Source organism: Tistlia sp., assembly GCF_040905785.1.
Classification (GTDB): Bacteria; Pseudomonadota; Alphaproteobacteria; order Kiloniellales; family DSM-21159; genus Tistlia.
The window spans coordinates 83,179-103,303 of sequence record NZ_JBBDQW010000054.1 but is presented as its reverse complement, the minus strand read 5'-3'; the positions used below and the strand labels follow the sequence as shown (position 1 = coordinate 103,303).

Here is a 20,125-nt window from a genome sequence, read left to right as displayed (position 1 = left end):
GCCGCCTTCGCCTGAAGCGGCAGCGGTCCGAGCGCGGCGCCTCAGCGGTCGTTGCCGGGACGGGGCAGCGAAGGACCGGGCTCGCCAGCCTCGCGGTTCCGGCCGCTGCCGCCGGTGAGGCGCTCGAGCAGGCTCTCGAGCAGGCCCGGCGACTCGCCGGAGACGGGCGCCGCCGGCCTGTCGCGCGGCTCGGGAGCGCCGCCCGGCACCGAGGCGGCATAGGTCAGCGGACGCACCGGCAGGCCTTCCGAGATGCGCGTCACGATCGCCTGCCACAGCTGGCTCGGCAGGCCGCCGCCGGTCACGCCCTCCATCGGCTTGCCGTCGTCGTTGCCGAGCCAGACCGCGACGGTCCAGTCGGCGGTGAAGCCGACAAACCAGGCGTCGCGAAAGTCCTGGCTGGTGCCGGTCTTGCCGGCCGCTGGCCGGCCCGGGTCGGCGCGGCGCCCGGTGCCGCGGACGACCGCCGTCTCGAGCATATCGACGAGGCCGGCTTGCGCTGCCGGCGCCACGACACGCCCGGGGCCGTCGCCGTGACGGGCGTAGATCCGCTCGCCGGCCTTGGTCTCGATCAGCGACACGCCATAGGGCCAGACCCCCTCGCCGCCGTTGGCGAGGGTGGCGTAGGCCGCCGCCATGTCCAGCACGCTGACCTCGGAGGTGCCGAGCGCGAGGCTGAGGTTCTCGGAGAGCGGTGTGGTGATGCCGAGACGGCGGGCGGTCGCGGCGACCCGCTCGACGCCGACGCTCTGGGCCAGGCGCACCGCCGAGGTGTTGATCGAGAGAGCCAAGGCGTCGCGCAGGCTGACCGTGCCGCGGTAGTCGTGGCTGAAGTTGGCCGGCCGCCAGGGGCCGTTCGGCGTGGCGAACTCGATCGGCGCGTCCAGCACCGGACTGTCGGGGGTCATGCCGGCTTCGAGGGCGGCCAGGTAGATGAAGGGCTTGAAGGCCGAGCCGGGCTGGCGCAGCGCCTGGACCGCGCGGTTGAACTGGCTGTCGCCATAGCTGCGGCCGCCGACCATGGCACGCACCGCGCCGTCCGGTGCCATCACGACGACGGCTGCCTGGCTGGCGCCGGCGGCAATGCCCGGACCGTCGAGCAACCTCGCGGCCTCCTCCTCGACGATGCGCTGCAGCCGGGAGTCGAGGGTCGTCGAGACGATCATGTCGCCGTCCAGCGGGCCGCTTTCCTCGACCACCCGGGTCAGCGCCCAGTCGGCAAAGTAGCGGCCGCGGTCGGCGACCTCGGCCTCGCCGCGCCGCCGCTCGCGGACCGCCAGCTCGAGCTCGGCCTCGGACAGGAAGCCGGCGTCGGCCATGGCCTGCAGCACCGTCACGGCGCGCCGGTGGGCGAGGTCGGCGTCGTTCGCGGGGTTGTAGCGCGAGGGCGCCTTGAGCAGGCCCGCGATCATCGCCGCCTCGTAGAGCCCGACCTCGCGCGCCGACTTGCCGAAGTAGCGCCTCGCCGCCGCGTCGACGCCGTAGGTGCCGGCGCCGAGATAGACCCGGTTGAGATAGAGCGAGAGGATCCGGTCCTTGCTGAGTTTGCTCTCCAGCCAGAAGGCCAGCAGCATCTCCTGGACCTTGCGCTTGACCGTGCGCTCCGGCGTCAGGAAGAGGTTCTTGGCAAGCTGCTGGGTAATCGTCGAGCCGCCTTGGCGCAACTGGCCGGACACCAGGTTGGCGACCGCGGCGCGCAGGATGCCGATCGGGTCGAGGCCGATGTGGCTGTAGAAGCGGCGGTCCTCGACCGCCAGCACGGCCTGCGGCAGATGTGCCGGCAGCTCGGCGACCGCGAGCGAGTCGCCGTAGAGGTCGCCGAAGGCGGCGAGCGGGCGGCCGTCGGCGTCGATCAGCCGCACGCTCGGCTTGCGGGTCAGCTCGCCGAGCGCCGAGACCGAGGGCAGGTCGTAGGCGTACCAGGCGAGCACCCCGCCCAGCGCCACGGCGATCCAGATCGCGGCGACGCCGAGCCACAGGGCGGCGCGGCGCAGCCAGCGCCAGCTGCGTGGCGGCGCGGCCGCGCGGCCGCGGCGGCGGCCGCCCTGGCCGGACTTGGCTTGGCCGGACTTGGCTTGGCCGGACTTGGCTTGGCCGGACTTGCCCTTGCCGGCCTTGGCTGCGGCGGCACCGCGCCGGCGGCGCTGGACGGCGCTGGCCTCGATGTCGGCGCGCAGGGCGGGCGTGGCTGTGCGGCGTGGCATGCTTCGCTGTGCTATAGGGGCGGGTTCGAGTAGCACAGGTATCGGAGTTGACACCATGGCCCTGGTCGTTCGGGCGGCGCGGCCCGAGGACGCCCGGACGGTCGTCGCCTTCTGCCGGGCGCTGTCGGCCTACGAAGGGCTCGACCCGCCTGGCCTCGACGAGGACCGCTTCCGTGCGGACGGCTTCGGGCCGGATGCCGCCTTCGCGACGCTGATCGCCGAATTGGACGGCGATGCGGCGGGCTATGTCCTCTACTGCCCGATTTACGACACCGGCGAGGGGGTGCGCGGCCGTTACGTCGCGGATCTCTACGTCGCCGACTGGGCGCGCCGGCGCGGCGTCGGCCGGGCGCTGCTGCGCGCGGTCGCACGCGGCGCCGCGGCGCGCGACGGCCACTACCTGGTCTGGACCGCCATGCGCGCCAACCCGGTCGCCCGCGCCTTCTACGACAGCTTGGCCGAGGGCCTGGACGACCTGATCGTCTACTGGACCGACCCTCCCGCCTTCACGCGCCTCGGCGCCGACTAGACACCCCCTTCAATCTGGCTCTGGGCGTTCCCTGATGTGCCTGGAACGGAGGGCCGCCGCCGTGGCCGCAGCAAGCGCAGCCGTCCCCAAAAACATCGGCGTCGCGCCGAGCGCGTCGGAGGCGAACCCGGCTGCGGCCGGACCGAGTACGCTGCCCGCGGCAACGGCAAGAAGCGCGGCAGTGAAGCTTTGCGACGGGAGGGCCGGGAAGAGCCGCTCCGACCAGAACGCCAGAACGGCGCTCATCATCATGACGTAGACGCCCTGAAGCCCCGCCGAGAGAACCACGCCCGCCCAGCTTGTCGGCAGCAGCGCGACGAGACCCGAAGACAGGGCGGACGCCAACAGCAGAAGGCGCAGGAGCCACGGCAGGCCCGTGGACGCCTTCGCGCTTCCAGTGAAAAGCCCGATGAGGCCGAAGATTCCGCAACAGATGAAGACGAGGCCCCCGGAGGCGTTCGCCGGAAGGCCCGCCACTCCCCCGGCCTGCGCGATCCGATCGGCCGCGAAAGAGATGTAGATCGCCGAAGTAGCACCATAGCAGAGGCCGATCCCCAACAGCGGTATGGCCGGCGGTTGAAGCAGCAGGCTCCATCGCTGCGTGACCCCCGGACCCGGCGTGCCGGCGACCTCCCGCAGCGCCATCCAGTTGCCGAGAAGCGAGACGACGCTGGCGATCGCGAAGGTGGCCCAGCAAAGCCGCCACGAAATGCCGCCGATGCTCATGAGAAGCGCCGCGCCCCCCGCAGCCGCGATCCCGAGGCTCGTGCCGGTGCTGACCAAGGAAAGCGCGGCCGGCCTCGACCCGTCCTCCACCTTTCGGTGGATCACGTTGTTGAACGGCGCCCAGGAGAAGCCGGCGCTCGACATCGCGAGAAGGACCCCCACGGAAAGGACCGGCAGGTTCGGCGCCGCGGCGACGATCCCCATGCCGAGGGTCGCGGCGACCAGACCGCAAACGATGGACAGACGCGGCCCTGTCCGGTTCGTCATGACCTGCGAAACCAGCAGGCCCACGAAGAAACCCAGGAAGCCCAGGCTCGAGACGAAGCCCGCAGACTGGGTCGAGATCCCGAACACAGATTTGAACTGCGGTAGAAACAGGCCGAATCCCATACGGGCCGGCCCGTAGGTGATCGCGGTCGCGGCAAAGCCAGCGGCGGACAGCTTCCAGAAAGGCGTCATGAAGGAGCGAACGACACCGACGGGCAGGAAGTTCTGCCTGCCGGTCGCTACTTGCCTGGCACTCGGCCGAGGGACCGCTGCGCTCACACCCTCTTCAGTGCGATCTGCATCGTAGCGACCGTCATCTCCTGGCTTGGCAAATGAACCCTGACCCTAGTCAGCAACCGTCCGCGGAGCCGGATCGGGATCGTGCCTGGCGGGCGGGAAGCGGAGCGTCGCCCGAGTGCCCCGCTCGGGGTCGCTGTTGATCTCCAGGCCGCCGCCGTGCAGCTCGATCAGGCCACGGACCAACGGCAGGCCGAGGCCGGTGCCCGGCTGGCTGCCGCCGGCACGGCCGATCTGGCCGAAGGCCTCCAGGGCCCGCTCGACGTCGGATTCGCTCATCCCGACGCCGGTATCGGCGACGGTGACCAGGACTCCGCCCGCGGGGTCGGGCGCGAAGCGCAGCCAGACCTGGCCGCCGGCCGGCGTGAACTTGCAGGCGTTCGACAGCAGGTTGACCAGCATCTGCTTGGCGGCGCGCCGGTCGGCCAGCAGCTGCAGGTCGTCCGGCTCGACCGAGTGGTCGATCTCGACGCCGCTCTCGTCGGCGAGGCCGCGCACCAGCGTGCGGCAGGAGCGCGCCAGCTCGGCCGCCGAGAGCCACTCGCGCTCGATCTCCATCTTGCCGGCTTCGATCTTCGAGAGGTCCAGGATGTCGTTGATGATCGACAGCAGGTGCGCGCCGCTGTCGTAGATGTCCTGGGCGTACTCGACGTACTTCGGCTCTGCGATCGCTCCGAACAGCTGGTCGCGCAGGATCGAGGAGAAGCCGAGCACGGCGTTGAGCGGCGTGCGCAGCTCATGGCTCATCATCGCCAGGAAGGCCGACTTCGTTCGGTTCGCCTCCTCGGCGCGCAGCCGCGCGGCGTTGGTCTCCTCGCTGGTCATCCTGAGGCGCTCGGCGAGGTCGGCGAGCTGCCGGTTGGCCTGGGCGATCGCCCGCTCCTGGCGCTTGCGCTGCGAGATGTCGACCACCGAGATCAGCAGCACCGGCTCGCCGCCGAAGACCGTCGCCTTGCCCGAGAGCAGGGCCCAGAAGCGCCGCCCGCCGGAGTCCTTGAGCTCGATCTCGGCGTCGCGCAGCAGGCGCTCGCTCTTGAGCCGCTCGACCAGGCGGGTGCGGTCCTCGACATTGACGTAGAAGTCCGGCGCGTGCTGGCCCGGCGCCTGCTCGAGCGGCACGTGGAACAGCTCGGAAGCGCTGGCATTGACGTAGACGACCCGGGAGTCGGACAGGCGGGTCAGCACCAGGGCGACCGGTGAGGTGTCGGCGAGGGTGCGGAACAGCTCCTCGCGCTCGATCAGGCTCGCCTCCAGGCGGCGGATCTCAGTGATGTCGTTGCGCAGGCAGGCGAAGCCGACGCCCGGAATTCGCATTTCCTGCACCAGATGCCATTCGCCGCGCACGCGCTGCTCGAAGGGCCCCGGGCGCGGGCGGTGCAGTCGCTCCAGGCGCTTGGCCAGGTAGGCCTCGGGATCGGCCTGCGCCAGGGGATCCTGCACGACCCCGGGCACCGCCATGGAGCGTCGGACGATCTCGAAGAAGTGCACCCCCTCGAGCTCCGCGAAGCTCGGCATATGGGGAAAGGTGCGCCGGTAAGCCTGGTTGAAGTAGATAAGCCGGTCGTCGTCGTCGAAGAGGATCAGCGCCTCGGGCAGCTCCTCGAGTGCCGTGCGCAGCAGGGCGTTCAGGCGCTCCGCCTGGCTCGCCTTCTCGGTCTGGCCGATCGTCAGCACGCGCAGAGTTCTGCCGGCCAGCTCCAGCTCGCCGGCTTGCAGCGTGCAGAGCAGCGGCGGGCCCTCGCCGCGCAGCAGCCGGCAGCGCCCGCCGGCGGCGAGACAGTGCTCGTCCGCCGGATCGGCCAGAAGCTCCCCGAAGGGCCGGCCGATCAGGCTTGCGGCCTCCCGCTGCAGTAGCGCCTCCGCCGCGCGGTTGGCCGAGGCGATCCGGCCGGAGGGGTCGAGCGCGACCAGGGCCGCCGTGCGCTCCGCGAGCGCCGACGCGTCGCCGGATTCTTCGGAAATCCCGACTGCCAAGGACATCTTCCCCCGCCACCCCGCCGGCCCCGCCCAGGATTAGTCTGGCGGCGATCCGTTAAGCGAGGATTAACCATCGTCCGAGAGCGCGATTCGGCGCAAGCGGAGGTGCCGAGGCGCGGCTTTCGCGACTTCTTAACCGCTCGCCGCCTATTGCGGTTGAACCCCCGGCTCGTTCTCTTGATTGTCGGCTGGGGCGTGCCAGAAATCCGCGTCCTTCTCTCCCAGGCAAAGGAAACCTTCGTGCCCCATCCCCTGCTTGCCCCGGCTCTCGCCGCCTGCCTCCTCGTCGCAGCGAGCGGCGGCACGAGCGCAGCGGTCTCTCCGGAGGCCGTCGGACCGATCCTGGTGGAAGCGATCGACCGTGCCGACGACAGCTGCTGGAGGGACCCGGAGAAGGCTTCGCGCTATGCCGCCGACAGGCTGGAGCGCAACGGCTTCGACGTCGTACGCGAGGAGCTGGGGGAAAAGCTGTCGGAAGAGGGCTACGTGCTCTACTTCGGGGTCATCGCCGAGCGCTCGGGCGGCTCCTGCTCGGGCACGCTCCACATCTTCCTCTCGAAACCGACCTGGCGCGAGGGCGAGCGAGGCGAGCACACCGTCGGCCCGGACACGTCACGGGTGTCGGCGCCCAAGAGCGCCGACCAGCACGTCCTCGGCAGGCTGCGCTCCTTCATCGAGCAGCTGTAGAGGCGGTCTCGGGGTCACCGGTCGCCGGGCGAGCGAACCGCGAAGGACGAGTCTCCACCTGATCCGGCAGCCGGCACCCTTCCCGAGCCTCACACGTCGAGGTTGGCGACCTCGAGGGCGTGGGTCTGGATGAACTCGCGGCGGGGCTCGACGAGGTCGCCCATCAGGGTGTCGAAGATGCCGTCGGCGTCCTCGGCGTGGGCGACGCGGACCTTGAGCAGCGAGCGCGCGTTGGTGTCCAGGGTGGTCTCCCAGAGCTGCTCGGGGTTCATCTCGCCGAGGCCCTTGTAGCGCGACAGCGAGACGCCCTTGCGGCCCCAGGCCAGCACCGTGTTGGCCAGGGAGACCGGGCCCCAGACCGTCGCCTCGCGGTCCTTGCCGCGCAGCGTCGCGCGCCGCTCGTAGGTGTCCTTGAGCTCGACGGCGATGGCGTCGAGCTGGCGCGCCTCGCTCGACTGGATCAGGGCGGAATCGACGCGCCGGCTTTCCGGCACGCCGCGCAGCGTGCGCGTGAACAGCAGGCCGCCGTCGGCCGAGGCCAGGCCCTGCCAGCCGCGCTCGTGCTCGGGTGCCAGGGAATCCAGGCGCGCCGCGATCGTCCGCGCCGCCGCCTCGGCCCGCTCCGGGTCGTCCAGGATCTCGCGGCTGAGGGCGCCGGAGATGGCGCTCTGCTCGACCACGTCCCAGGAGCCGACCTTGTTGACCAGCGATTCCATCAGGTGCCGGGCGCGCAGGGACTTGCGCACCAGGTCGGCCAGGTCCTCGCCGGCCCGCTGACTGCCCGGCAGACCTGGCTCCGGGGCGAACTCCAGCACCGCCTCGCGGATCGCGGACCCGATCAGGTACTCCTCCATCTCGCGGTCGCCCTTCATGTAGGTCAGGCTGTCGCCGCGCTTGGCGCGGTAGAGCGGCGGCTGGGCGATGTAGAGATGACCGGCCTCGATCAGCTCGCGCATCTGCCGGAAGAAGAAGGTCAGCAGCAGGGTGCGGATGTGGCTGCCGTCGACGTCGGCGTCGGTCATGATGACGATCTTGTGGTAGCGCAGCTTGCCGAGGTCGAACTCCTCGGGGCCGATGCCGGTGCCGAGCGCGGTGATCAGGGTGCCGATCTCCTGGCTGCCCAGCATCTTGTCGAAGCGCGCCCGCTCGACGTTGAGGATCTTGCCGCGCAGGGGCAGGATCGCCTGGAACTTGCGGTCCCGGCCCTGCTTGGCGGAGCCGCCGGCCGAATCGCCCTCGACGATGAACAGCTCCGACTTGGCGGGGTCGCGCTCCTGGCAGTCGGCGAGCTTGCCGGGCAGCGAGGCGACGTCGAGCACGCCCTTGCGCCGGGTCAGCTCGCGCGCCTTGCGCGCCGCCTCGCGGGCGGTCGCCGCCTCGACGACCTTGCCGACGATCTTGCGCGCCTCGTTCGGGTTCTCCTCGAAGAACTGCTGCAGCTTGTCGTTGACGATCGACTCGACGATCGGCCGGACCTCGGAGGAGACCAGCTTGTCCTTGGTCTGGCTGGAGAACTTGGGGTCCGGAACCTTGACCGAGAGCACGCAAGTCAACCCCTCGCGCGCGTCGTCGCCGGTCAGCGTCACCTTTTCCTTCTTCAGCAGGCCGGACTCGGTCGCGTAGCCGTTGACCTGCCGGGTCAGGGCGCCGCGGAAGCCGGCGAGGTGGGTGCCGCCGTCGCGCTGCGGGATGTTGTTGGTAAAGCAGAGCATCGTCTCGTGGTAGCTGTCGGTCCACTGCAGCGCGACCTCGACGATCACCCCGTCGCGCTCGGCGATCAGGTGGATCGGCGGGTCGACCAGGCTCTGCTTGCTGCGGTCGAGATAGCGCACGAAGGCGATCAGGCCGCCCTCGTAGTGGAGGTCCGAGACCACCGGGTCGGGCTTGCGCGCATCGGTCAGGCGGATGCGCACGCCCGAATTCAGGAAGGCGAGCTCGCGCAGGCGGTGCTCCAGGGTCGCGAAGTCGAACTCGGTCCGGGTGAAGATCTCCGTCGAGGGCAGGAAGGAGATCTCGGTGCCCTTGCGCTCCTGGGCGTCGCCGCGCACCGTCAGCGGCTCGACCGCGACGCCGCCGGCGAAGCGCATCCAGTGCTCCTTGCCGTTGCGCCAGATGCGCAGCTCGAGCCATTCGGAAAGGGCGTTGACGACCGAGATGCCGACGCCGTGCAGGCCGCCGGAGACCTTGTAGGAGTTCTGGTCGAACTTACCGCCGGCGTGGAGCTGGGTCATGATGACCTCGGCCGCCGAGACGCCCTCCTCGTGGTGGATGTCGACCGGGATGCCGCGGCCGTTGTCCGAGACCGTCACCGAGCCGTCGCCGTTCAGGGTGACCTGGACGGTGTCGCAGTAGCCGGCGAGGGCCTCGTCGACGGCGTTGTCGACGACCTCGTAGACCATGTGGTGCAGGCCCGAGCCGTCGTCGGTGTCGCCGATGTACATGCCCGGGCGCTTGCGCACGGCGTCGAGCCCGCGCAGCACCTTGATCGAATCGGCGCCATAGGCGGCGCCGGCGGCAGCGTGGGCGTCGTCCTGGACGGTGCTGCGGTCAGCCGTCGGGGTGGCGTCGTCAGCCATAGGGTTGGGTTTCTGCTCTGTCATGATGCCTACTCAGTCTAGCATATATGGGGTCGACGACAGCCGAGTTCTTGTAGGAATCAGGCCTGCACGCGCAGCAGGCCCTCGTGCACCAGGACGCGCTGGGCGGCCTCGCCGAGCGGCTCGAAGACCCCGGCGTCGGTGCCGGTCAGCCAGGCCTGCGCGCCGAGCGCCAGCAGCTCCTCGAAGAGCGCGCGGCGGCGGCCCTCGTCGAGGTGCGCGGCGACCTCGTCGAGCAGCAGCAGCGGCACCGCGCCGCGGTCGAGCGCGATCAGGCGGGCGTGGGCCAGCACGATGGCGATCAGGAGCGCCTTCTGCTCACCCGTCGAGCAGAGCGCCGCCGGCAGGCCGCGCTCCAGGTGAAGCACGCTGAAATCGGCCCGGTGCGCGCCGACCGCCGCCCCGCCGGTCTCGGCATCGCGCCCGCGTCCGCGCTCCAGCGCCGCGCGCAGGGCGCTCTCGACCTCGACCGCCGGCTGCTCGTCGAGCTGGGTCTCGGCGTCGCCGGCCAGCCCCAGGCCGGCGCGCGGGAAGGCGCCGAGGCTCTGGGCGCAGGCGCCGGCCAGGCGCTCGACGGCGGCGCGCCGCGCGGCGCCGATGGCGACGCTGCGCTCGGCCAGGCTGTCCTCGAGGGCGCCGACCCAGACCGGGTCCCAGCCGCCGGCGCGGAGCAGACGGGAGCGCTCGCGCAGCGCCTTCTCGAAGGCGCCCAGGCGCCCGGCGTGGCGGGCGTCGAAACCGTAGACCAGGCGGTCCAGAAAGTGCCGCCGGGCGGAGGGGCCGTCGAGGAACAGGCGGTCCATCTGCGGCGTCAGCCAAACCGCCGAGAGCAGCTCGCCGAGCGCCTGCTGGCTGGCGGCCCGCTCGCCGTCGACCTGCACCAGGCGCTTCTCGGCGGCCTCGGGGCGGGCGGCGGGGTCGCTGCCGGTGCCGAGGCTGTGCGGGCCCAGCGGCGTCACCAGCTCGGCGGCCACCGCCCAGCCCACGCCCGGCGCCTCGTTGGCCGGCGAGCGGCTGGCCAACTCGGCGAGCGGCGCCCGGCGCAGGCCGCGCCCCGGCGTCAGCAGCGAGATCGCCTCGAGCAGGTTGGTCTTGCCGGCGCCGTTCGGCCCGGTCAGGACGACCGGCCGCGCGTCGACCACCAGCTCGCTCTGGCGCAGGTTGCGGAAGCGGGTCAGGGCCACCCGGCGCAGCCACAGGGGTCCGCTCGGACGCGGCTCAGCCTGGGTCGGTACGGGCGGGCGGTCGGACAAGGCGGTCGCGGAGGCTCCCAGGGGCCGGTCGGCCGGGGTCAGGATCGCGGCCCCGCTGCAGGCGGTCGCAGGACCCCGGCGCCGGGTCTTCCGGCGGCAGGGCTGCTGTCGAGGGGCAAGAAGACGAGCTCTGGCGGGCGCAGCGTGGCTAAACCCGCATCGGCATCAGCACGTAGAGCGCGCTGGAATCGGTGACGTCGCGGACCAGGGTCGGCGAGGAGGCGTCGGCCATGGCGAACTCGGCGCCCTCGCCCTCGATCTGGCTGGCGATGTCGAGCAGGTAGCGCGAGTTGAAGCCGATCTCGATCGTCGGGCCGCTGTAGCTGATCGAGAGGTCTTCCTCGGCGCTGCCATTCTCCGGGCTGGTCGCCGAGAGGGTCACGGTGCCCTCGGTGACACTCATCTTGACCGCCCGGCTCTTCTCGCTGGAGATCGTAGAGACGCGGTCGACGGCCTCGGCGAAGGACTTGCAGTCGACCTCCATGAGCTTGTCGTTGCCGGTCGGAATGACCCGCTCGTAGTCGGGGAAGGTGCCGTCGATCAGCTTCGAGGTCAGGATCGTCGCGCCGAAGGCGAAGCGGATCCGCGTCTCCGAGAGCGAGACGGTCAGCGCGCCGTCGACCTCGTCGATCAGCTTGCGCAGCTCGTTGACGGTCTTGCGCGGCACGATGACGCCGGGCATGCCCTCGGCGCCCGACGGCAGCGGCATCTCGAAGCGGGCCAGGCGGTGGCCGTCGGTCGCCACGGCGCGCAGCACCGGCACCTCGCCGCTGGTCGCGGCGTGCAGGTAGATGCCGTTGAGGTAGTAGCGCGTCTCCTCGGTCGAGATCGCGAAGCGGGTCCGGTCGATCAGGTGCTTGGCCTCGCGCGCCTGCAGCTCGAAGCTGTGCGGCAGCTCGGCGGCGCCGGCGGTCGGAAAGTCCTCGCGCGGCAGGGTCGCCAGGCTGAAGATCGAGCGGCCGGCGCGCAGGCTGAGCTGGCCCTCGGCCCCGGCCGACAGCTCGACCTCCGCGCCTTCGGGCAGCTTGCGGATGATGTCGTAGAGCGTGTGCGCCGGCGCGGTCGTGGCGCCCGGCGTCGAGACCGCCGCCTCGGTCTGCTCGACGATCGTCAGGTCCATGTCGGTCGCGGTCAGCCCGAGCCGGCCGTCCTGCGCCTCGAGCAGCACGTTCGACAGGATCGGGATGGTGTTGCGCCGCTCGACGACACTCTGGACATGGGCCAGCGCCCGCAGGAGGGCCGCGCGTTCGATCGTCAGCTTCATCGTCGGGAAACTCTTCGGTCTGGCAGGAGGCGCCTTGGGTGGACACGGAACCGCAACGGCGCGAGCAGTGCGGGCAGGACCCGTCTTCGCAAGCGCGTGCCACGACTCGGCGGCACCGGATTTCGGGGGCGCACTATAGCATAGCGGCCTAATAGCGTAAGGATTTTCACGCCTTTAGCGACAGCCGCCGAAGCGCGGAGGCCCCAGCCGAGGCCGCCGGAAGGGGGCTGCGGCCGGCGGCGCGGCCGCCGCCTCGGCTCAGGCCTCCAGCATGCGCCGCAGCAGCTCGACATCCTCGGCGAAGCTGGGGTCGCCGGCGCGCAGCTCGTCGACCTTGCGCACGGCGTGCATCACCGTGGTGTGGTCGCGGCCGCCGAACTTGCGGCCGATCTCGGGCAGCGAGCGGCTGGTCAGCTGCTTGGCCAGGTACATCGCGACCTGGCGCGGCCGGGCGACGGCGCGGGCTCGGCGCGCCGAGGTCATGTCCGCGAAGCGGATGTTGAAGTGCTCGGCGACCCGCTTCTGGATCTCCTCGATGGTGACCCGGCGGTCGGAGGCGCGGAGCAGGTCGTGCAGGACCTCCTGGGTGGTCTCCAGCGTGACCGGCCGGCCGACCAGGGTCGCGTGGGCGACGATGCGGTTGAGCGCACCCTCCAGCTCGCGGACGTTGGAGGTGATCTTGTGGGCCAGGAACTCGATGACCTTGAGCGGCACGGTGACGCCGACCTGCTCGGCCTTGGCCTGCAGGATGCCGAGCCGGAGCTCGTAGGTCGTCGGGTGGATGTCGGCGACCAGGCCCCAGCCGAAGCGCGAGCGCATGCGCTCGTCGACGCCCTCCAGGTCGGAGGGGCTCTTGTCGGCGGAGATCACGACCTGGCGGTTGTGGTCGACCAGGGCGTTGAAGGTATGGAAGAACTCCTCCTGGGTCGCCTCGCGGCCGGAGATGAACTGCACGTCGTCGATCATCAGCACGTCGACGGTGCGGAACTGCTCCTTGAAGGCCATGGTGTCCTTGGTCCGCAGGGCCCGCACGAACTGGTACATGAACTTCTCGGCCGAGAGGTAGATGACGCGCTTGGCCGGGCTGTGGATGCGCAGGTGCCAGGCGATGGCGTGCATCAGGTGGGTCTTGCCGAGGCCGACCGAGCCATAGAGGAACAGCGGGTTAAAGGGCACGGTCTCGGCCTCGGCGACGCGCCGGGCGGCGGCGTAGGCCAGCTCGTTCGGCTTGCCGACGACGAAGTTGTCGAAGGTGAAGCGCGGGTCGAGCGGCGCAGAGATCTCCAGGGCGCGGGCGTCCAGCGCTGCCTTGCCGGCATCGTCGGCGACCGCCTGGGCGCGCGCCGCCTGGTCGTGGGCGAGTGCCCGGGCCTCGGCCTCGCGCGACGTGCCCGGATGCGCCGGCGCGCCGGCGCCGCCCGACGGCGCCTCCGCCCCGGCCGGTGCCCGCCCATCGCGCGGCGTGGCGTCGCGCGGGGTGGCGTCGCGAGAGGTGGCATCGCGGGGGGTGGCGCTGTGCGGCGGCAGGACCACGATCTCGACCCCGCGGACCTCCGGGGCCTCCTCGCTCCAGAGATGGCGCAGGCGCTCGGCGTAGTTGCCGATCACCCAGTCGCGCATGAACCGCGAGGGAACGCCGAGCCGGACCGCCGAGTCGCGCAGGCCCATCATGACCAGGGGCTTGAGCCAGCTCTTGAAGGCCGCTTCGCCGACCTCCGAGCGGAGCCTGGTCCGGACCCGGACCCACCGCTCCGCCAGGGCGCCCCCGCTTTGCTCGTCACTGGCCAAGGTTCGCGCGCTCGCTTCAAGTCTCGCGTCCACTGTCTGCCCTCGTCCGTCAATGATACCGGGAGGAGATCCCGTCGCGCGGCGCTCCCCTCCGACTAGCGGACCGCTGCCGAACCCAGAGATCCAGGCATCCTGGAACGGAGGGATCGAAGCCCTCCCCGGCCGGCGACGGCGCGTCCCTGCCGCTGCGGCTATCGGCCGGCAGCAGGTCGCTTCGGCTGCTTAATCAGCGCTCAGCCACACAATGAGTCAAGTCTCCGCCCCCCCTCATCGGTAGAAAATCCGGCTTTTTCTTTGGAACGGACGCATTTATTGTTTACTTGTGATGATTAGTACTTGCGTCCCAGCCTGTCTTGCAGGGTCGTTTAATGTACCCGACACGGTGTTCGCGGGCAACTGGATCAAAAAACGAACGAAATATTACGGCTTCCCGAAGACTCGAAAATCGCCCCCTAAGTCTCCGAGGAATCGGGCGAATCGCCCGGCCGACCTTCGTGAAAACTTTTGCCGGCCCGCGCAAGGACGCAGGCAGGCGGCACCCGACCGGGGTGCGCACAAAAAGAAGGCAGCGCCGTCCCGACGGGACGGCGCTGCCTTCGATACCCTCGTCCGCGCCCTCCGGGGAGGGCGCGACGGCTCAGGCCATGGTCTTGATGCGGGTCGAAAGGCGCGAGAGCGTGCGCGCCGCCGTGTTGCGATGCACCACACCCTTCGAGACGCCGCGCTGCAGCTCCGGCTGGGCGACCTTGAAGGCCTCCTGCGCGGTGCCCTTGTCGCCGCCGGCGATCGCCAGCTCGATCTTCTTCATGAAGGTGCGGATGCGCGAGCGGCGCATCCCGTTGATCTCGGCGCGCCGGGCATTGCGACGAATGCGCTTCTCGGCGGACTTATGGTTCGCCATCTTGTCCTGATCCATCGATACGTTCGGAGAGAGGCGCGCTTATAGCGAGGCGCCCCAGGGCCGTCAAGCGCGCGCTTGGGCGCACGCCCGACGGGGCGGCGGACGTCAGCGGTGCCGGAAGTCCGGCTTGCGCTTGGCGACGAAGGCCTCCATGCCCTCGCTGCGGTCGTCCAGCGCGAAGGTCCCGTGGAAGCTCCGGCGCTCGAAGCGCACGCCCTCGGCAAGGCTGGTCTCGTAGGCGACGTTGACCGACTCCTTGCAGATCCGCAGCACCGGCAGCGAGTGACCGGCGATGGTCTCGGCGACCTTCATGACCGCCTCCAGGAAGCCCTCGGCCGGCAGCACCTTGGCGACCAGCCCGGCGCGAAGCGCGGTCTCGGCATCGATCATGTCGCCGCTCAGGCAGAGGTACATGGCCAGCGACTTGCCGACCGAGCGGGTCAGGCGCTGGGTCCCGCCCGAGCCCGGGATCGTGCCCAGCTTGATCTCCGGCTGGCCGAACTTCGCCGTCTCCGCAGCCAGGATCATGTCGCACATCATGGCGATCTCGCAGCCGCCGCCGAGCGCGAAGCCGGCGACCGCGGCGATGGTCGGCTTGCGGCAGCGCGCCAGGACCTCCCAGTCGCCGGTGATGAAGTCCTCGTCGAGCACGTCGGCGTAGGACTTCGCCTGCATCTCCTTGATGTCGGCGCCCGCGGCGAAGGCCTTGTCCGAGCCGGTGACGACGATGCAGCGGATCGCGTCGTCCGCCTCCAGGTCGGCCAGCGCCTCGCCGAGCTCGGCGATCAGGGCGGCGCAAAGCGCGTTGAGCGCCTTGGGCCGGTTCAGCGTGACGACGCCGACCGCACCCTTGCGGTCGACCAGGATGTTCTCGAAGGCCATGCGGCTTGCTCTCCTCGGTTTTGCTTGTCCGGTAGGCGCCGCGCGGCGGCGGCGGCCAGGAAGGGGGTTTTCAGTCGGTGGGCGAGAGCGCGATCCGCAGCGTCGTGACGCCGGCGGCCTCGCTGATTTCGAGCTCCAGGCTCTCGCCGTCGCGCCGGTACCGGTTTTCGGCGACCGCCTGCCAGCCGAAGTGCGGTAACGCCTCCTCGTAGAAGGCGCGCACCTGCTCCGCCGGGACGGCGCCCTCGGCGTAGACCTCGCCGATCCGCCCGCCCGGCTTGTCGAAGGCGATACTGGCCTCCGCCATCTCCTGGAGGCCGGCCATCAGCGGCAGGTCGTCGAGGTCCGCGAAGAAGCGCGGCGCCTCCTCCGCGGTATCGGCTTCCGGCGTCGCCTGCGCCTGCTGCGCGCCGGCGACCGGGATCGCGGCCGCCGCCGGCACGGGCACCGCTGCGAGCGCCAGCAGGACGGGAAGCAGGAGGGCGGTGAGCGACCGGGCCGGGCGCAGGGCGATCCGCACCGGGCGTGGCGCGGGCCCCGGGTCGCAGCGGGACGCGTGGCGGGACGTCTGGCTCGTCATGAGGCCCAGAGATAGCCTAGCGCTGCCGGCGGGGACAGTAGAAAGTCGACCGGTTGGACTGCACCAGGCGGCGAATCCCGCCGCCGGCCCCCGGCTCGCAATCGCAGCCCGGGCAGGCTTGGCCCTCGCGCCCGTAGACAGCCCAGGCATGCTGGAAGTAGCCGAGCTCCCCGGAGGCCTGGACGTAGTCGCGCAGCGAGCTGCCGCCGGCTGCGATCGCCCGGATCAGGACGTCGCGGACGGCCGCCGCCAGCCGCTCGGCGCGGCCGCCCTGCACGCTCCCCGCCAGGCGCCGGGGCGACAGGCCCGCGTGGAACAGCGCTTCCGAGACGTAGATGTTGCCGAGCCCGGCGACGACCCGCTGGTCGAGCAGGGCCGCCTTGATCGAGCTGGTCCGACCGGACAGCGCGGCAGCCAGCACCGGGCCGTTGAAGCTGTTGGACAGGGGTTCCGGGCCGAGCGGTGCCAGCATCGGGTGCTGGGCCAGGCCCTCGGTCGGCCAGAGGTCCATGAAGCCGAAGCGGCGCGCGTCGTTGAAGCGCACCTGGCGCCCCTCGTCGGTCTCCAGCACGACGTGGTCGTGCTTTTCCGCCGGCAGCGCCGGGTCGTCGACCAGCAGCATGCGCCCCGACATGCCGAGATGGCAGAGCAGCGTCTCGCCGCCCTGAAGATGCGCCAGAATGAACTTCGCGCGGCGCTCGATGCGGGTCAGGCGCTGGCCGGTGAGGCGCTCGACGAAGCGCTCCGGCAGCGGGAAGCGCAGGTCGGGCCGGCGCTGTTCGACGCGGCGCAGCAGGCGCCCCTCGAGCACCGGGCGGAGCCCGCGGCAGACGGTTTCGACTTCGGGAAGCTCGGGCATGCTCGACTGGGCCGCTCGCGGCTGGCGGGGTGGGCGTCGCGTCGAGCGGCACGCTAGCCGAAGCCCGGGCCAGGCGCTATCGTCCCGCGCCATGACGAAGCAAGCAGCAGAGCAGGCGCGCCGCAAGCGCGCGGCCGAGGAGCCGGGGGCCGGCGAGAGCCGCGTCGCCTTCGGCGAGCGCGAGGTCGAGGCCAGCGAGAAGCCGGCCCTGGTGCGCGACGTCTTCCGCTCGGTCGCCGGCCGCTACGACGTCATGAACGACCTCATGTCGCTCGGCATCCACCGGCTGTGGAAGGCCAGCATGCTCGACCGGCTGCGGCCGCGCGCCGGCGAGGCCCTGCTCGACGTCGCCGGCGGCACCGGCGACATCGCCTTCCGGATTCTGGACCGCACCGAGGGCCACGCCGACGTCACGGTGCTCGACCTCACCGAGGACATGCTGCGGGTCGGCCGCGACCGCGCCGTCGACAGCGGACGGCTCGGCCCCCTGCACTGGGTCTGCGGCGACGCCGAGGCGCTGCCCCTGCCCGACGCCAGTTTCGACGCCTACACGATCGCCTTCGGCCTGCGCAACGTGACCCACATCGACCGCGCACTGGCCGAGGCGCGGCGCGTCCTGAAGCCGGGCGGCCGCTTCCTCTGCCTGGAGTTCAGCCGGGTCGTGCTGCCGGCGCTCGACCGCGCCTACGCGCTGTGGTCCGACAACGTGCTGCCGAGGCTGGGCGGCGCCGTGGCAGGCGACCGCGACTCCTACGTCTATCTGGTCGAGTCGATCCGCCGCTTCCCGGCCCAGGCCGAGCTCGCCGAGCGGATCCGGGCGGCCGGCCTGGAGCAGGTCCGCTACAGCAACCTGTCGGGCGGCATCGCGGCGCTGCATTCCGCCTGGCGGCTCTGAGCGCTCCCGTGGTCTGGCGAAACGCGGTCCTCCCGTTCCGGCTTCTCGCCATCGCCCGCGTGCTGGCGCGCCACGACGCCCTGGCGGCGGTCGAGGACCTGCAGCTGTTCCCGGCGCTGGTCGCGCTGCTGCGCCGGCTGAGCCCGCGCGCCGTGCCGGGGCGCCCGGGGGAGAAGCTGGCGCGCGCCCTCGGCGACCTCGGCCCCTCCTTCATCAAGCTCGGCCAGTTCCTGGCGACGCGCGCCGACCTGGTCGGCGAGCGCATGGCCGAGGACTTGGCGCAGCTCCACGACCGCCTGCCGCCCTTCCCGGCCGAGCAGGCGCGCCGGGCCATCGAGGCCGAGCTCGGCCGGCCGCTCGACAGCCTGTTCCTGTCGTTCGACGAGACCCCGGTCTCGGCCGCCTCGATCGCCCAGGTCCACTTCGCGGTCACCCGCCCCGACCCCGGCGCCAGGGATCCGCTCGCCCCCCCGGGGCCGCGGGTGCCGGGCGATCCCTTCGGCGCGCCGGAACCGCTCGGCGCACCGGACCTGCTCGGGGACGCTGAGTCGCTCGACGGCGTCGACGGGCAGGACGAGCCACAGCCGGTCGCGGTCAAGGTCCTGCGCCCGGGCATCGAGCGCGCCTTCGAGCGCGACCTGCAGCTCTTCTATTGGCTCGCCCACCTTGCCGAGCGCACCCAGCCGCGCCTGCGCCGTCTCAGGCCGGTCGCGCTGGTCGACCTCTTCGCCTCGACCGTTCGCTGCGAGATGGACCTCCGGCTCGAGGCCGCCGCGGCCTCGGAGCTGGCCGTCAACTTCGCCGGCGACGAGACCTACGTCGTGCCCCAGGTCGACTGGGAGCGCACCGGCCGGCGCGCCCTGACCATGAGCCGGATCGCCGGCATCCCGCTCGACGACCGCGCCGCCCTCCTCGCCGCCGGCCACGACATCCCGGCGATCCTGGAGATCGCGGCGACGATCTTCTTCAACCAGGTGTTCCGGGACGGCTTCTTCCACGGCGACCAGCACCCCGGCAACATGATGGTCACCGCCGAGGGCGCCATCGCCGCCGTCGACTTCGGCATCATGGGGCGGCTGGATCGCACGACCCGCGCCTTCCTGGCCGACATGCTGCTGGCGACCCTGGCGCGCGACTACCGCCGCCTCGCCCAGGTCCACGTCGAGGCCGGCTTCCTGCCGCCCGACCAGTCCCAGGAGCTCTTCGCCCAGGCCCTGCGCTCGGTCTGCGAGCCGATCTTCGGCCGGCCGCTGCAGCGCATCTCCTTCGCCCGCCTGCTCGGCCAGCTGCTGAGCCTGACCGAGTCCTTCTCGATGCCGGTGCAGCCCCAGCTCGTGCTGCTGCAGAAGAACATGCTGATGGCCGAGGGGGTCAGCCGCCAGCTCGACCCCAGCCTCAACATCTGGTTGCTGGCCGAGCCGCTGATCGCCGGCTGGGTGCGCGTCCATCGCGGTCCGGAGGCGCGCCTGCGCGAGGGCGCCGAGGGACTGGCCGAGGGCCTGCAGCGGCTGCCCGAGCTGATGCGCCAGCTCGAGGCGGCGGCACGGCGCATCGCCGAGGGCAACCTGAGGGTCGACCCCGAGGTGCTGGCGGCGATCGACCGCCGGCGCAGCACCGCCCGGCTCGCCGCCCTGGCCTGCGGCATCGCCGTCGCCGCCCTGGCCTTCGCCCTGGCCGCGCTGTTCTGATGTCCCGGGCCGCCGCCATGCCCCCGGCTCGCACCCGCCCCGCCCCCGGAAAAGTTGCCTGCCCCGCCGCCGGCGTGGAACTATCCGTCGGCCGATGGCGCCGAGCGCCGCGCGAGACGCCGTCGTGACGGATCCCACCGAGGGGAAGGGCCCGCCCATGCTGGCCGGCAAGCGCATCCTGCTGATCGTCGCCGGCGGCATCGCCGCCTACAAGTGCCTGGAGCTGATCCGTCGCCTGCGCGAGCGCGGCGCCGCCGTGCGCTGCTTGCTGACCCGGGCCGGCGCGCAGTTCGTCACGCCGCTGTCGCTATCGGCCCTCAGCGAGGACAAGGTCTACGGCGAGCTGTTCTCGCTGACCGACGAGGCCGAGATGGGCCACATCCAGCTCAGCCGCGACGCCGACCTGCTGGTCGTCGCCCCGGCGACCGCCGACATCCTGGCGCGCCTGGCCCACGGCCTGTGCGACGACCTGGCGACGACCGCGCTGCTGGCCACCGACAAGCCGGTGCTGGCGGCGCCGGCGATGAACGTGCGCATGTGGCAGCACCCGGCGACCCGCGACAACCTGGCCCTGCTGCAGGCGCGCGGGCTGCTCACCGTGGGGCCGAACGAGGGCGCCATGGCCTGCAACGAGCACGGCTTCGGGCGCATGGCCGAGCCGGCCGAGATCCTGGCCGCCATCGAGGCGCACTTCGCCGGCGGCGGCGCCCGTCGCCCGCCGCAGGCCCGCC

The 20,125-nt window shown here is 71.5% G+C and carries 16 protein-coding genes; 5 read left to right on the top strand and 11 right to left on the bottom strand.

Translation table 11 applies throughout. The features are described from left to right. Positions 1-41: 41 nt before the first annotated feature. Entirely contained in the window at positions 42-2,204 is a 2,163-nt protein-coding gene (locus tag WD341_RS12940; protein WP_368425875.1) for a transglycosylase domain-containing protein, read from the bottom strand. Positions 2,205-2,259: 55 nt separating this feature from the next. Between WD341_RS12940 and WD341_RS12935 the strand changes: the two genes are divergently transcribed. Next, a complete protein-coding gene (locus WD341_RS12935; protein ID WP_368425874.1) occupies positions 2,260-2,733 on the top strand; it encodes an N-acetyltransferase family protein in 474 nt (157 codons plus the stop codon). Between the two features lie 9 nt (positions 2,734-2,742). Here WD341_RS12935 and WD341_RS12930 read toward each other — a convergent pair whose 3' ends face one another. Both WD341_RS12930 and WD341_RS12925 read right to left on the bottom strand, forming a co-directional pair. Beyond that, positions 2,743-3,918 carry an MFS transporter gene (locus tag WD341_RS12930; protein ID WP_368425873.1) on the bottom strand — a complete coding sequence of 392 codons (1,176 nt, stop codon included), beginning with the start codon at positions 3,916-3,918 and terminating at the stop codon, positions 2,743-2,745. A 153-nt stretch (positions 3,919-4,071) separates the two neighbouring features. Then, the gene (locus WD341_RS12925) at positions 4,072-5,997 is read right to left on the bottom strand and encodes an ATP-binding protein (protein ID WP_368425872.1); all 1,926 of its coding nucleotides are present in this window, start codon (positions 5,995-5,997) and stop codon (positions 4,072-4,074) included. A 243-nt stretch (positions 5,998-6,240) separates the two neighbouring features. On the opposite strand from WD341_RS12925, the gene WD341_RS12920 reads away from it, so the two are divergent. Then, a complete protein-coding gene (locus WD341_RS12920) occupies positions 6,241-6,687 on the top strand; it encodes a hypothetical protein (RefSeq protein ID WP_368425871.1) in 447 nt (148 codons plus the stop codon). Positions 6,688-6,776: 89 nt separating this feature from the next. Here the strand turns inward: WD341_RS12920 and gyrB are convergent, their stop codons facing one another. From gyrB to mutM, 8 genes are all read right to left on the bottom strand, one after another. Next, a complete protein-coding gene (gyrB, locus tag WD341_RS12915; protein WP_368425870.1) occupies positions 6,777-9,263 on the bottom strand; it encodes a DNA topoisomerase (ATP-hydrolyzing) subunit B in 2,487 nt (828 codons plus the stop codon). Between the two features lie 80 nt (positions 9,264-9,343). Beyond that, the gene (recF, locus tag WD341_RS12910; protein ID WP_368425869.1) at positions 9,344-10,537 is read right to left on the bottom strand and encodes a DNA replication/repair protein RecF; all 1,194 of its coding nucleotides are present in this window, start codon (positions 10,535-10,537) and stop codon (positions 9,344-9,346) included. 148 nt (positions 10,538-10,685) lie between these two features. Then, a complete protein-coding gene (gene dnaN, locus WD341_RS12905; protein ID WP_368425868.1) occupies positions 10,686-11,801 on the bottom strand; it encodes a DNA polymerase III subunit beta in 1,116 nt (371 codons plus the stop codon). A 258-nt stretch (positions 11,802-12,059) separates the two neighbouring features. Next, positions 12,060-13,589, bottom strand: coding sequence for a chromosomal replication initiator protein DnaA (dnaA, locus tag WD341_RS12900; RefSeq protein ID WP_368425867.1), 1,530 nt, complete (start codon positions 13,587-13,589; stop codon positions 12,060-12,062). A 637-nt stretch (positions 13,590-14,226) separates the two neighbouring features. After that, on the bottom strand, positions 14,227-14,490 hold the full coding sequence (gene rpsT, locus WD341_RS12895; RefSeq protein WP_368425866.1) for a 30S ribosomal protein S20: 264 nt from the start codon (positions 14,488-14,490) through the stop codon (positions 14,227-14,229). Positions 14,491-14,595: 105 nt separating this feature from the next. Beyond that, complete coding sequence (locus tag WD341_RS12890; protein ID WP_368425865.1) at positions 14,596-15,372, bottom strand: enoyl-CoA hydratase; 777 nt, start codon at positions 15,370-15,372, stop codon at positions 14,596-14,598. Between the two features lie 70 nt (positions 15,373-15,442). Continuing rightward, positions 15,443-15,952 carry a hypothetical protein gene (locus WD341_RS12885; protein WP_368425864.1) on the bottom strand — a complete coding sequence of 170 codons (510 nt, stop codon included), beginning with the start codon at positions 15,950-15,952 and terminating at the stop codon, positions 15,443-15,445. A gap of 16 nt (positions 15,953-15,968) precedes the next feature. Next, the gene (mutM, locus tag WD341_RS12880) at positions 15,969-16,811 is read right to left on the bottom strand and encodes a bifunctional DNA-formamidopyrimidine glycosylase/DNA-(apurinic or apyrimidinic site) lyase (protein ID WP_368425863.1); all 843 of its coding nucleotides are present in this window, start codon (positions 16,809-16,811) and stop codon (positions 15,969-15,971) included. A 91-nt stretch (positions 16,812-16,902) separates the two neighbouring features. Here mutM and WD341_RS12875 point away from each other — a divergent pair, with 91 nt between their 5' ends. The 3 genes from WD341_RS12875 to WD341_RS12865 all read left to right on the top strand — a co-directional run. Further along, positions 16,903-17,706, top strand: a complete 804-nt coding sequence (locus WD341_RS12875; protein ID WP_368425862.1) for a class I SAM-dependent methyltransferase — start codon at positions 16,903-16,905, stop codon at positions 17,704-17,706. Positions 17,707-17,714: 8 nt separating this feature from the next. Then, on the top strand, positions 17,715-19,394 hold the full coding sequence (locus WD341_RS12870) for an AarF/UbiB family protein (RefSeq protein WP_368425861.1): 1,680 nt from the start codon (positions 17,715-17,717) through the stop codon (positions 19,392-19,394). Positions 19,395-19,551: 157 nt separating this feature from the next. Further along, positions 19,552-20,125: flavoprotein (locus WD341_RS12865; protein WP_368425888.1), on the top strand; the 574-nt coding region annotated here is incomplete at its 3' end.

Bases quoted from the DNA above. Each gene is read 5' to 3' on its own strand.
- rpsT (WP_368425866.1), bottom strand. From the start codon at position 14,490: ATGGCGAACCATAAGTCCGCCGAGAAGCGCATTCGTCGCAATGCCCGG.
- WD341_RS12940 (WP_368425875.1), bottom strand. From the start codon at position 2,204: ATGCCACGCCGCACAGCCACGCCCGCCCTGCGCGCCGACATCGAGGCC.
- mutM (WP_368425863.1), bottom strand. From the start codon at position 16,811: ATGCCCGAGCTTCCCGAAGTCGAAACCGTCTGCCGCGGGCTCCGCCCG.
- gyrB (WP_368425870.1), bottom strand. From the start codon at position 9,263: ATGGCTGACGACGCCACCCCGACGGCTGACCGCAGCACCGTCCAGGAC.
- WD341_RS12875 (WP_368425862.1), top strand. From the start codon at position 16,903: ATGACGAAGCAAGCAGCAGAGCAGGCGCGCCGCAAGCGCGCGGCCGAG.
- WD341_RS12890 (WP_368425865.1), bottom strand. From the start codon at position 15,372: ATGGCCTTCGAGAACATCCTGGTCGACCGCAAGGGTGCGGTCGGCGTC.
- WD341_RS12935 (WP_368425874.1), top strand. From the start codon at position 2,260: ATGGCCCTGGTCGTTCGGGCGGCGCGGCCCGAGGACGCCCGGACGGTC.
- WD341_RS12885 (WP_368425864.1), bottom strand. From the start codon at position 15,952: ATGACGAGCCAGACGTCCCGCCACGCGTCCCGCTGCGACCCGGGGCCC.
- dnaN (WP_368425868.1), bottom strand. From the start codon at position 11,801: ATGAAGCTGACGATCGAACGCGCGGCCCTCCTGCGGGCGCTGGCCCAT.
- WD341_RS12930 (WP_368425873.1), bottom strand. From the start codon at position 3,918: ATGACGCCTTTCTGGAAGCTGTCCGCCGCTGGCTTTGCCGCGACCGCG.